Source organism: Archangium violaceum Cb vi76 (genome assembly GCF_000733295.1).
Lineage (GTDB): Bacteria > Myxococcota > Myxococcia > Myxococcales > Myxococcaceae > Archangium > Archangium violaceum.
On record NZ_JPMI01000038.1, the window covers coordinates 40,491 to 52,907 of the forward strand.

12 protein-coding genes are annotated in these 12,417 nt (G+C 68.2%); 9 read left to right on the forward strand and 3 right to left on the reverse strand.

What is annotated here, in order from left to right; genetic code table 11:
• Positions 1-42: 42 nt before the first annotated feature.
• Together Q664_RS06835 and Q664_RS06840 are read right to left on the reverse strand one after the other, a co-directional pair.
• Positions 43-1,125, reverse strand: coding sequence for a hypothetical protein (locus Q664_RS06835; RefSeq protein WP_043391147.1), 1,083 nt, complete (start codon positions 1,123-1,125; stop codon positions 43-45).
• Positions 1,126-1,245: 120 nt separating this feature from the next.
• A complete protein-coding gene (locus Q664_RS06840) occupies positions 1,246-2,022 on the reverse strand; it encodes an enoyl-CoA hydratase-related protein (RefSeq protein ID WP_043391150.1) in 777 nt (258 codons plus the stop codon).
• Positions 2,023-2,161: 139 nt separating this feature from the next.
• On the opposite strand from Q664_RS06840, the gene Q664_RS51685 reads away from it, so the two are divergent.
• The 9 genes from Q664_RS51685 (at position 2,162) to Q664_RS06885 (ending at position 11,990) form a co-directional block, all read left to right on the forward strand.
• On the forward strand, positions 2,162-2,869 hold the full coding sequence (locus tag Q664_RS51685; protein ID WP_052517765.1) for a Coq4 family protein: 708 nt from the start codon (positions 2,162-2,164) through the stop codon (positions 2,867-2,869).
• On the forward strand, positions 2,860-4,896 hold the full coding sequence (locus tag Q664_RS06850; RefSeq protein WP_152621949.1) for a hypothetical protein: 2,037 nt from the start codon (positions 2,860-2,862) through the stop codon (positions 4,894-4,896). Before Q664_RS51685 ends, Q664_RS06850 begins: the two co-directional genes overlap by 10 nt.
• A gap of 13 nt (positions 4,897-4,909) precedes the next feature.
• Positions 4,910-5,713, forward strand: a complete 804-nt coding sequence (locus Q664_RS57420) for a hypothetical protein (protein ID WP_152621950.1) — start codon at positions 4,910-4,912, stop codon at positions 5,711-5,713.
• A gap of 318 nt (positions 5,714-6,031) precedes the next feature.
• Entirely contained in the window at positions 6,032-7,279 is a 1,248-nt protein-coding gene (locus Q664_RS06860; protein WP_160174355.1) for a hypothetical protein, read from the forward strand.
• The gene (locus tag Q664_RS06865) at positions 7,243-7,842 is read left to right on the forward strand and encodes a hypothetical protein (RefSeq protein ID WP_043391159.1); all 600 of its coding nucleotides are present in this window, start codon (positions 7,243-7,245) and stop codon (positions 7,840-7,842) included. The genes Q664_RS06860 and Q664_RS06865 overlap by 37 nt, the downstream gene beginning before the upstream one ends.
• A 375-nt stretch (positions 7,843-8,217) precedes the next feature.
• Positions 8,218-8,658: a hypothetical protein gene (locus Q664_RS06870; protein WP_152621952.1), complete on the forward strand. Its 441-nt coding sequence runs from the start codon at positions 8,218-8,220 to the stop codon at positions 8,656-8,658.
• Positions 8,659-8,763: 105 nt separating this feature from the next.
• Complete coding sequence (locus Q664_RS06875) at positions 8,764-9,675, forward strand: glutaminase (RefSeq protein ID WP_043391163.1); 912 nt, start codon at positions 8,764-8,766, stop codon at positions 9,673-9,675.
• Positions 9,676-9,736: 61 nt separating this feature from the next.
• The gene (locus tag Q664_RS06880; protein ID WP_043391166.1) at positions 9,737-10,492 is read left to right on the forward strand and encodes a B3/B4 domain-containing protein; all 756 of its coding nucleotides are present in this window, start codon (positions 9,737-9,739) and stop codon (positions 10,490-10,492) included.
• A gap of 19 nt (positions 10,493-10,511) precedes the next feature.
• A complete protein-coding gene (locus Q664_RS06885) occupies positions 10,512-11,990 on the forward strand; it encodes a hypothetical protein (RefSeq protein ID WP_052517766.1) in 1,479 nt (492 codons plus the stop codon).
• Here Q664_RS06885 and Q664_RS06890 read toward each other — a convergent pair.
• The coding region (locus Q664_RS06890; RefSeq protein WP_369406327.1) for a WD40 repeat domain-containing protein at positions 11,970-12,417 on the reverse strand (448 nt) is incomplete at its 5' end. The genes Q664_RS06885 and Q664_RS06890 overlap by 21 nt on opposite strands.

Consider the following 12,417-nt stretch of genomic DNA (forward strand, 5'->3'; position numbering starts at 1 on the left):
GGAAAATTCGGAAACAGGCGATAGCGCTCCTGAAGAGGAGGCTCAGGGCGTGGAGGGATCGAAGGTGGAGATGCTCCACCCCATGCGCTCGTGGCCAGACTTGTTCCACACCGGGTTCTGCCCGTTGAGGAACTGGCTGTCGCTGAAGTCCGAAGCGCCCGAGCCCGAGCCATTGCCGGAGGTGTTGATGCCGATGGTGCTGGAGCCGTAGTAGGTCGGGTGGGTGTTGTCCGACTGGATGTAGTCGTAGCTGGTGCTGGAGTTGGCGAGGTGCACGTTGGCGTCGCGGAGGGTGGAGACCAGGGCGGTGAGGCGGTTGACGTAGCCGTCCTCGGACTCGCCCGAGCGGTAGCGGATGGCGTCGCGGTCGATCTGCCCGTCACCGTTGGAGTCGTAGTCGGCCCCCATGTACTCGGCGAAGGAGTCGGCGCACTTGAAGCCGTACTGCTGCGCCAGGTTGCAGGCCCGCCAGTTGCTCCTGAGCAGGTACGGCAGGAAGCGGGCGCGCTTGTTCACCCGGGTGCCCGTGGAGGAATCCGTGCATTGGGTGAGCACGTTGTCCGCGTCGAAGCCCGGGTAGTAGATGTTGGCGATGATCTTCACCTTGGCCGTGGTGGCGTAGGTGTTGATGGCCTTCATGGAGCGCTCCATCTGGAGGGTGCAGTTGAAGAGGGCCGAGTCCAGCTCGAAGTAGTTACACGTGCCCGTCTGCTGCATGAAGGCGGAGCGGGCCTGCAGGTAGTCGTTGCCACACATCTCGAACATCACCACGCGGGTGTTGCTCGCCTGCATGTACGAGCGCTCGGCGACGATCTTGTTGGTGTAGATGTCGTCGGCCCGGGCGCCGGACTTGGTGCGGCGGATGATCTCGATGTTGGCGTTCCACTTCGTGGACAGGTACTCGCCATCCACGTAGGGAGCGGCACGCCTGGCCACGCTGAAGGGGGCGCCGTTGTAGCCCGCGAAGATCGAGTCCCCATAGGCCACGACCCGGTAGGTCGCGGCCGCGTTGGGGCGATGGATGGTCCACGCGGTGTTCTGGTTGACGCTGCTGGCGGCGGCGCTACCGCCCACCAGCGTGACCACGGCGACCACGGCGCTCGACACCTGGGAACGAACGGACATGCCCTTCTCCTTTTCACTCCGCTTCCGCGACGGAAAGCACCCCCCCGTTCTACCCGGAGTGAAAAGGAATTTCGATGAAAAGCAGGATATGGAGCCTTTGCTGCTTCTCGGGGCGGTGCGTCAACGGCCCTTGTAGACGGGCTTGCGCTTCTCGGCGAAGGCCTTGAGCCCCTCGAGCCGGTCCTCGGTGGCGAGCACCTTCTCGTAATGGCGCAGCTCCAGCGCGAGCGCCTCGTCCAGCTCCAGCGACAGGCCCTCGTCGATGGCGTGCTTGGCCGTGGCCACGGCGATGGGCGCGTTCTCCACGATGCTCTCCGCCATGGAGTACGCCGTGTCCAGCAGGTGCCCCTCGGGCGCCAGCCGGTTCACCAGGCCGATGCTGAAGGCCTCGGCCGCGTTGAGCCGCCGGCCGGTGAGGATCAGATCCTTCGCCCGTCCCGGCCCCACCAGCCGCGCCAGCCGCTGCGTCCCGCCACCCCCGGGGATGATGCCCAGCTTCACCTCGGTCAGCCCCAGCTCGGCCGCCGGCGCCGCCACCCGCAGGTCGCACGAGAGCGCCAGCTCGGTGCCTCCGCCGAACGCCGCCCCGTTGATGGCCGCGATGAACACGCAGTCGCTCTTCTCCAGGGAGCGCAAGGTGCGCCGCAGCCCGTCGAGGAAGGCCCGCACCTCGGGCTCGCTCATGGTGCCGCGCTCCTTGAGGTCCGCGCCCGCGCAGAACGCCTTGTCCCCCGCCCCGGTGATGACCACCGCCCGCGTGTCGTGCCCGCGGGACACGCGCGCCACCATCTCCTCGAACTCCTTGAGCATCGCCCGGCTGATGGCGTTGCGCCGCCCCTCGCCGTCGATGGTCCAGATCTCGATGGGTCCTCGTGCGTCGACCTTGAACTCCGCCATGTGCCCTCCCTTGCCGGGCCCTGTCCCGGGCCGCTGAGCCATCTCCCCAGCCTGCGGCGACTCGAGGGGACTGACAAGGCGGAAACGGTGGCCCTGTCGGGGCTCGCACCCCGAGCGCGATTCGAGGCAACATTCCCCCATGCAACTCCAGACCGCGACCCAGTGGCCCCCGCTCCCGACGCTCCCCGAGAACCCCTCGCTGCTCACCCGCCTGCGGATAGGGCTGCGGACCCTGCAGGTGCTGAAGGTGGAGCCCACCAACCCCGCCTGGGGCGCCCTGTTCTACGACAGCGTCGAGCTCGGCCGGTGCGCGGAGCTCGTGCGCCAGTTCTCCCGCCACGCCGAGGGCCGCCGGCTGCTCGCCGACAAGCCCTCGTTGAGTGGCGACGAGCTGGACCTGGCGGCGCTGGAGAAGCTGCCGGAGGGGACGTTCGGGCACACGTTCGCGAGCTACTACCGGGAGAAGGGCCTGCAGCCGATCGTGACGCTCAGCCCGCCGAAGAGCGACGCCGAGTACATCGCGAAGCGCCTGCGCGAGACGCATGACTTCGTCCACCTGGTGACGGGCTACGGCACGGATGTCATGGGCGAGATGGAGGTGCAGGCGTTCGCGCTGGGCAACCTGCACCTGCGCACCTCGCTGGTCATCCTGCTGAACTCGGCGAGCCAGGTGTCCCAACACATCCCCGACTTCGACGCGGGCGTGTACATCCGGCGGCTGTGGGCCGCGTTCCGGCGCGGCGCCGACTCGAGGCAGTTCGCCAGCTTCCGGTGGGAGGACCACTGGGCGACCCCGATGAAGCTGCTGGCCGAGCAGCTCGTCGCCCCGGCGGAGGAGTGGAACTGACACGCCCCGCTGGCGTGGGCCTGGGCAGGGTCCTGGGATGGCGCTGCCTGGCCGTGCTGTGGGTGGCACTGGCGGCGTGCCGGAGTCACCCAGGCCGACAATGGGGCTTCGCCATGGAGTCACCGGGCCTGTTGCCACCCGCGTCCAGACAATCAGGCGCGGGCACGGGGGACTGGGCACGCCCCGGGGCCGAGGTACTGGAGGGAACACGGGAGGTGCGTGTCCAGGCCTGGGCGGCGGCGCGCGGGCTCAAGCGCAAGGGAGCGTGGCTGGCGCTCGGGCTCCACGTGGAAGGCGAGCGGGTCCGGCTGCTCGGCCTGCGTGGGCATGAAGGCAGTGGCGCCGAGGCACGGGACGAGGAGGCCGAGCGCTTCCGCGGCCTGGTGGAGTGGGCGCTGTACCGGTACGTCAGGGGACAGCGGGGCGAGGTGGTGCTGACGCTGAGGCGGGGCGAGGGCATGTGGAAGGAGGAGGCGCAGTCCACCGGCCCGGTGCTCTCGGCCACCCTGCCCCAGGCGCCTTATGAAGCCTTCCTGCGTCAGCAGCGCCAGGCGCCGTGGGACCCGGGCCCGTGGGGAGAGACGCGCGACGAGCGCTTCACGGCGCTCCAGCGGCTGGAACAGTGGCTGCTGCTGCAACCGGACGAGGCGCTGAAGAAAGCCCCCTCTCCTCTGGAGAAGTACGTGACGCTGCTGGAGGAGGAACGGCAGCGCGAGGTGCGCTGGCGGGCCGTGCAGCGCAAGCTGGCCGAGTATGAGGAATGGGGGCGAAAGCTGCTGGCCACCTACGTGCCGCCACCGCGCAGGCTGGCTCCGGGCTACCTGCTGAGCGAGTCACCCCTGCGCGAGCAGTCCCTGCGGGCGCTGGGGCGCGCCACGCTGGCCTGGGCCTACGCGAATACCGAGGACCCGGACTTCCTCGAGCGCACTCCCGACGAGGTGGCCCTCTACCTGTTGGCCCACCGCTCCGCCCTGGCCAGCGCGGTGCAACTGGGCCGCATGGCTCCGGTGCACCTGGACTACAACGCGGCCTTCGACCCGGAGGTGTACAAGCCCGACGAGCTGGTGCTGGAACTGCTGGTGGGCCTGACTCCCGTGGCGGGAGAGGTAGCCGACGCGAAGGCGGCCGTCACGGGCAGGAGCCTCACCGGACACCTGCTTACCCGCCCCGAGCGCCTGGTGTGCGCGCTGGGAGTGCTCGTGCCCTTCGTGGCCGGCACCGTGCTGATGCGAGGAGGCAGCGAAGGCGCCGAGCACCTGGCGCTGCTCACCGGCCGGAGCCTGGACGAGGTGCGGGTGCTCTCGCGCGTGGCCTCTCACCTGTCACCAGCAGACGCCAAGGAGATTGAGCGCCTGATGGCGGCGGCCGGCCGGGGCCACTCCTTCAGCGAGGAGGAGCTGCAATTCCTCCAGCGGGTGGCGCGCGGACTGGAGACGCCACTGCGAGAGGCAGCCAGGGCGCTGAAGGCGGGCCAGAAGGTGCCACTGCTGGGCGTGCGCACGCTCGCGGACGGCAGCCCGCTGCTGCCCGGCACGCCCATGCACAAGGCGCAGCGCTGGGTGGACTACCAGTTCCGCCACCCGGAGAAGTACCACCGCTTCTCCTTCCAGCCGGACGCGGACTGGGGGCGCATGTACGAGTCCATTCTCAAGAACCGGCAGGCGGGCAACACCTTCGAGGACGCCATCCTCCTGGCGGGAAGATACGAGCGCAACGGGGCGATGATGATGCCGCCGCCGGGCAGCCGCGCCCAGGGCTTCATCCCCGACTCCGTGAAGGGCAACCCGGCTGAGCTGGTATGGGGCCAGCCCTACCCCTTCGTCGAGGCCAAGGCTCGCAAGGAGCTGTCCCTCTCCGGCAACCTCGAGGCCATGCTCAACTACGTAGAGAAGTACGGCGGTCACCTCGAGCTATGGGTCCGTTCCGCCAGGCATGCTGATGGACACACACGTCTCTCTGGCCCACTCATCGAACGCCTGAGAGCCTTGGAAGAACTCGGCAAGGCACACGTGAGGTACCATCCGTGAGGCGCCTCCTCCCATGCCCGTCAAATATCTGAAGACCAAGATAAGCCTGCCCCCAACGCTTCCTACAGGCGGAATCGTGAGGGAATGCCTCGACCTCATCCTTCTCAGGCACCGATGGTTCGAGCCCAGGCGCTACGGCTCTGCATCTCTCGACAAACCCATCGACCCGAGTCGCATTGATCTCGCACCACTCGTTGCACACTACGAAGAGCGCAACAGCCTGTGCGTCGCGGCCAGGACAGATCGAGACTTCATCTGGTTCTCTCCCATCCTGCGTGACTCCCCTCCCTATACGGGTTCCATCTCCTGGCTGACGTCCGTCGCATCCGCATCGAAAACCTCCTGGCGAGCAGCACATGCCCAGCAGGTGGCGGAGTTGATGCGTCTCGTCCAATCACCCCTGGCTCTGGCCGGCTTGGATACGGACCTTCACGGCAAGCAACGGCGGCTCGTCCACAAGAGCATTCCCCAGGAAACAGGAAAGGATTTCACCTATTCGGAGGAAGAGTTCACCGTTCGAGACTACAGCGAGGGGCTCCCGGGTCTCTTCTGGCGCAACTTCTACGGCCCGGCTTTCCTCCGCATGTTCGGCGAGCGCCTTGGTGCTCTGCCCGCAGAGAGCCGCCAGAACCTCGGGGAGAACCTTGTCCTCGTCCAGCCCTACGAGTTGCCTACGGCGGCGGGCACTGAATCCGGAATGGCGCGCGAGCGCGAGCTCATCTCCCTGCTCGGCCCCGAGTGCTTCTACGACCACGAGCACCACACCCTCCCCGCCCGCCGCCCCGTCCTCGACGCACTCGGCCAGCCCCTTCACTGAGCCGAGTCCTGTCCGCCCCATGCCGGCTCATGGGGACTTCGTCTCTTCTCGCTTGAAGTATTCTTCAGCGCCGCGCACCCATGTCCGAGCAGCGGTTAGACGGCCCTTGCCCGTGCTGCCCCCATGAAAACGCCCCCGATTCTTCTTTCCGCCGTGCTGCTTCTGGTGGCACTGGCGGCGTGCCGGAGTCACCCGAGCGCCCGCATGGGCTTCGCCCTGGAGTCACCGGGCCCAGTGTCCCCCTTGTCCAGGCAGTCAGGGGCGGGCACGGGGGAGTGGGCACGCCCCGGGGCCGAGGTACTGGAGGGAACACGGGAGGTGCGTGTCCGAGCAGGGGAAGCAGCGCGCGGGCTGGAGCGCAAGGGGGCGTGGCTGGCTGTCGGGCTGCACGTGGAAGGCGAGCGGGTGCGGCTGCTCGGCGTGCACGCGCACGAAGGCAGTGGCGCCGAGGCACGGGAGGAGGATGCCGAGCGCTTCCGCGGCCTGGTGGAGTGGGCGCTGTACCGGTACGTCAGGGGACAACGGGGCGAGGTGGTGCTGACGCTGAGGCGGGGCGAGGGCATGTGGAAGGAGGAGGCGCAGTCCACCGGCCCGGTGCTCTCGGCCACCCTGCCCCAGGCACCCTATGAGGCCTTCCTGCGTCAGCAGCGCCAGGCGCCGTGGGACCCGGGCCCATGGGGAGAGACGCGCGACGAGCGCCGCACAGCGCTCCAGAGGCTGGAGCAGTGGCTGCTGCTGCAACCGGACGAGGCGCTGAAGAAGGCACCCTCTCCTCTGGAGAAGTACGTGACGCTGCTGGAGGAGGAGCGTCAGCGGGAGGTGCGCTGGCAGGCGGTACAGCGCAAGCTGGCCGAGTACGAGGAATGGGGGCGCAAGCTGCTGGCCACCTACGTGCCGCCACCGCGCAGGCTGGCTCCGGGCTACCTGCTGAGCGAGTCCCCCCTGCGCGAGCAGTCCCTGCGGGCGCTGGGGCGCGCCACGCTGGCCTGGGCCTACGCGAATACCGAGGACCCGGACTTCCTCGAGCGCACTCCCGACGAGGTGGCCCTCTACCTGTTGGCCCACCGCTCCGCCCTGGCCAGCGCGGTGCAACTGGGCCGCATGGCTCCGGTGCACCTGGACTACAACGCGGCCTTCGACCCGGAGGTGTACAAGCCCGACGAGCTGGTGCTGGAACTGCTGGTGGGCCTGACTCCCGTGGCGGGCGAGGTGGCCGACGCGAAGGCGGCCGTCACGGGCAGGAGCCTCACCGGACACCTGCTTACCCGCCCCGAGCGCCTGGTGTGTGCGCTGGGAGTGCTGGTGCCCTTCGTGGCCGCCACCGTGCTGATGCGAGGCGGAAGCGAAGGCGCCGAGCACCTGGCGCTGCTCACCGGCCGGAGCCTGGACGAGGTGCGGGTGCTCTCGCGCGTGGCCTCTCACCTGTCACCTGGAGACGCCAAGGAGATTGAGCGCCTGATGGCGGCGGCCGGCCGGGGCCACTCCTTCAGCGAGGAGGAGCTGCAATTCCTCCAGCAGGTGGCGCGAGGATGGAGACGCCACTGCGCGAGGCGGCCGGGGCGCTGAGGGCAGGCCAGAGGGTACCGCTGTTGGGCGTGCGCACACTCGCGGATGGCAGCCGGCTGCTGCCCGGCACGCCAATGCACAAGGCGCAGCGCTGGGTGGACTACCAGTTCCGCCACCCGGAGAAGTACCCCCGCTTCTCCTTCCAGCCGGACGCGGACTGGGGGCGCCTGTACGAGTCCATCCTCAAGAACCTGCAGGCGGGCAACACCTTCGAGGACGCCATGCTCCAGACGGGAAGATACGAGCGCAACGGGGCGATGATGATGCCGCCGCCGGGCAGCCGCGCCCAGGGCTTCATCCCCGACTCCGTGAAGGGCAACCCGGCGGAACTGGTATGGGGCCAGCCCTACCCCTTCGTCGAGGCCAAGGCTCGCAAGGAGCTGTCCCTCTCCGGCAACCTCGAGGCCATGCTCAACTACGTAGAGAAGTACGGCGGTCACCTCGAGCTATGGGTCCGCTCCGCCAAACATCCCGACGGAGCAACACACATGACCAAGCCTCTGCTGAACGCATTGAGCAACCTGAAAGAACAAGGCAAGGCACTCATCCATCACTACCCATGATGCACAAACGATATGCCCATCAGATACCTTGAAACTCGCATCAGACTCCCTCCCGGACGGCCACCTTGCCCAGTGGTAGGCGAATTTCTCGATCTGATTCTTCGGCGGTTCCGTTGGTTCGAACCCAGGCGTTATGGCTCCGCGGCCTTGCGCGAATCCATCGACCCAGACCGCATCGATCTGAAGGCACTGGTCGCCCATTATGAAGAGCATGGAACCTTGTACGTAGCGGCTCGCACAGATCGAGACTTTGTCTCGATCTACCCCACCACGACCGGTGCTCCGCCCTACTCTGGCTCCATCACTTGGATGACCAGTGCGAAGCCGGCATTGAAAGCCTCATGGCGCGTAGCCCATGCAAGGCAGATTTCCGAAATGATGCGCCTGTTCCAATCCCCTCTTGCCCTGGCGGGACTGGAAACAGATATCCATGGCAAGCGGTGGCGGCTCGTGCACAAGAGCATTCCCACGGAAGAAGGAAAGGAGTTCACCTACTCGGAAGAGGAGCACACCGTGCGCGACTACAGTGAGGGACTTCCTGGCCTCGTCTGGCGCAATTTCTACGGCCCGCCCTTCGTGCGCATGTTCGGCGAGCGTCTCGGCGCTCTGCCCGCCGAATGCCGCCAGACGCTGGGAGATGACATCGTCCTCGTCCAGCCCTACGAACTGCCCACCGAGGCGGGCACCGAGTCGGGCATGGCGCGTGAGCGCGAGTTCATCTCCCTGCTCGGCCCCGAGTGCTTCTACGACCACGAGCACCACACCCTTCCCACCCGCCGCCCCGTCCTCGACGCCCTCGGCCAGCCTCTTCACTGAGCGGCTTCGCGCACGTTGCGCCTGAGGGCAAACGCCTCTGGCGCCCACCCTGAGCTCCGAGATACTCCACGCCATCGCGTCCGAGTGGCGCATGGAGAGACGCATTTGGACTACTCCGCCCTGCTGGCTGAACTCGCGGCTGAAGTCCGGCCGCTGCTGGGCCGGGGCCGCGTGGCGGACTACATCCCGCTGCTGGCCCGGGCAGACCCCTCGCGCTTCGGACTGGCCATGGCCGACCTGGAAGGCGGGCTGTGCGGCACCGGGGATGATCAGGAGAGCTTCTCCATCCAGAGCATCTCCAAGGTCTTCGCCCTGGCCCTCACCCTGCCACGTCTGGGCGAGCCCCTCTGGCGGCGCGTGGGCAAGGAGCCCTCGGGAAACCCCTTCAACTCGCTGGTCCAGCTCGAGTACGAACGTGGCCTGCCGCGCAACCCCTTCATCAACGCCGGGGCCCTGGTCGTCACCGACGCCCTGCTGTCGCTCACCGGCGACGCCTGCGGCACGGTGCTCGCCTTCCTCCAGGCCCAGGCCGGCCCCGGGCAGGTGGCCGTCGACGAGGACATCGCCGAATCGGAGTGGCAGCACCGGGACCGCAACGCCGCCCTGGCCCACTTCATGAAGTCGTTCGGCAACCTCCACAACCCCGTCGACGAGGTGCTGCGGCATTACTTCCGGCAGTGCGCCATCCGCATGAACTGCCGTCAACTGGCTCGCGCCGGGCTGTTCCTGGCCAATCAGGGTCTCTGTCCGGATGGCCAGCGCCTTCTCACCCGCAGTCAGGCCAAGCAGATCAACGCCATCATGCTCACCTGTGGCACCTACGACGCCGCTGGCGAGTTCGCCTACCGCGTGGGCCTCCCCTGCAAGAGCGGCGTGGGCGGCGGCATCCTCGCCATCATCCCCAACCGCATGGCGCTCGCCACCTGGAGCCCCGGCCTGGACGCCCAGGGAAACTCCCTGGCCGGGCTCGCCGTGCTGGATCACTTCACCACCCGCACGGGGCTCTCCATCTTCTAACTCCTGGCGGGACCCCCGGAAGTGGGTTCCCCATTCTTTCCAGGAAAGCTAGAGTTGATCCATGCCCCATCCGCTCGCGGTGACCGGAGACCCGATGCACTTGCGAGTTTCCGAGGAGATGGCACAGCGCTACCCCGATTTGCGGATCAGCTTCGTGACGCTCCAGGGGATGGACAACGTCGGTGAGAGCGAGGGGCTCGTCGCGGAGCTGCGCCAGGCCGAGGCGGACTTCCGCGCCCGGGTGCCGGATGAGGAGAAGCTGGGCGAGGATCCGCGCATCCGCGCCTGGCGCGAGGCGTACCAGAGCTTCAAGGTCAACCCGAAGAAGTTCAAGCCGAGCGCCGAGGCCCTGCTGCGCCGCGTGGTGAAGGGCTCCCCGATCCCGTGGATCAGCAAGGCCGTCAACGCCTACCTTTTGGCGGAGCTCTTCTACCTGCTGCCGGTCGGCGGTTACGACATGCGCGGCGTGCAGGGAGACATCGTCCTGCGGCTGTCCCCGGGCAACGAGCCGTTCAGGGCCATCGGCGCGACCGAGGAGGAGAAGACCGACGCGGGCGAGGTCGTCTACGCGGATGACGCCAAGGTGCTCACCCGCCGGTGGAACTTCCGCGACTGCGACCAGGCCAAGGTCGAGCCGTCCTCCCGTGACATCGCCCTCTTCGTGGAGGCGCCCTCGGCCCTGGTGCGGACCGAGGACCTGGTGGGACTCACCGGCCTCATCGGCAAGAAGCTCCAGCAGTACTGCGGGGGAACCCTCCGCACCGGGCTGCTCGAGCCCGAGAAGGACCTCCGCGTCGCCCTCCCCTTCCAGGCGTGACTGATGGGAGGGGCACGCCATGACGCGGAAGGAACCACCGAGCATCCCGAGCGGGTTGAACCTGCTTCTCGCCAGGGCGGATGACCGGCAACCCGTGCTGCCCGCGGGCCTGCCCGAGGAAATCGCCCAGGGGGCACCCCGGCCCGAAAAGATCCCAGGCCGGGCCGAGGTGCCCACGCTCGAGAAGCCGGATGCGAACCCGAACGACCTGCCCGCCCAGCGCTGGGGCGTGGTGGCACCGGAGGGCGAGGAGGGAGACGCCCTGCTGCGAGCCCTCGCGCCGCTGGTGGAGCAGCGGGAACGGCAACAGGGCGCACCCGTGCGGGTATACCGCGTGCCCGCGAACATGGACGCGAAGCAGGCGGTGGCCTGGCGCCGGGACGTGCACCAGGACGAGGCCGTGCCCCAGGAGGAGCGGCCCAGGTACCTGCTGCTGCTCGGGGACCTGCACCAGGTGTCCATGGAGTTTCAACAGGTACTGGCCCACGGAGCCTTCGCGGGGCGGCTGCACGTGGCCACACCCTCGGGGGAGCCGGACCTGGCGGGCTACCGGGCCTACGCGGAGAAGGTGCTGGCCAGCGAGGGACGGGCCGCTCCGGACGAGGCCGCCGAGGTGCTGCTGTACTGCGCGGATGATGGCACTCCCGCCACGGCCCAGGGCCGGTGGCTGCTGGTGGAACCCTGCGCGCGGCAGGTGGAGACGCGGTGGAAGAAGCGGCTCCCGGCGCTGCGCCTGCGGGAATGGAGCGAGGAGCGCGTGGCCCTCGATGAGCTGCTCCAGGTGGGCGGCGCGGTGCGCTCGGGAGTGATGCTCTCGGTGAGCCATGGGATTGGGAAGCCGCGCCGGGGGTGGAACTCGCTGGAGCAGCAGCGCGCCCGGCAGGGAGCCCTGCGCCTGGCGAGCGGAGAGCTGCTCACCGCGGAGGAACTGCGGGACACGCCCTTCCTCCCCGAGGGCATGTGGTTCTGCCTGGCCTGCTTCGGAGCGGCCACGCCCCCGCGCAGCGCCTTCCAGGCGTGGCTGACGCTCCTGGCCCGGGAGGGTGGCCAGAAGGACCTCTCCCGCGAAGTTCTGGAGAGCCTGCCGAAGGAGGGCGAGCGTCCCTTCCTCGCCGCCCTCCCGCAGGCGGCCCTGGCCAACCCACGAGGCCCGCTGGCCATCATCGGCCACAGCGATCTGGCCTGGACGTATGGCTTCACCACCGTGGGAGCGGCCTCTCGCGGCCGGGCCTCGCGGATCGCCGGAGCGCTGGAGGTGCTGGCGAATGGCAGCCGGGCGGGTGTGGCGATGGACGCGCTGATGCGCGCGTACCGCGAGGTGAACGACGGCCTGATGACGGAGTACCAGGAGCGGCAGGATGCCCTGCTCGAGGTCAGGCCGGATCCCGTCGATCCGGTCGAACACGCGGCGCGCTGGATGGAGCGCAATGACTTGCGCGGCTACGTACTGCTGGGAGATCCAGCGGCACGGCTGTGTCTACGGGTCGGTGGCGGCTGACAGGGGAACGCGGCCGTAGGAGCGCTCGCAGGCTTCGTAGTGCTCGCGGGCCTCGCTTTCTGTCTCACCGATGTAGGTCATCCGGTCGTCCACGGAGAGGCAGTCCTTATTCGCCTTGCGCAGTAGTTGGCGAACTTTGTCAATGGACAGAGTCCAGAGTCTGGCGGTTCCGTCAACGGAGGCCGTCACCACTCGCCGCCCGTCGGGGTTAAAGACGGCGGATAATACCTCTTCCGCATGGCCGCGAAGCACCACCGGCTCGCCCTGTCCGTCCGCTCGCCACACCCGCACCGTCTTGTCCTCGGAGGTCGTCACTACCCGCTGCCCGTCGGGGCTGAAGGCGGCGGACGACATCTGTCCCGCATGGCCGCGAAGCACCACCGGCTCGCCCTGTCCGTCCGCTCGCCACACCCGCGCCGTCTTGTCC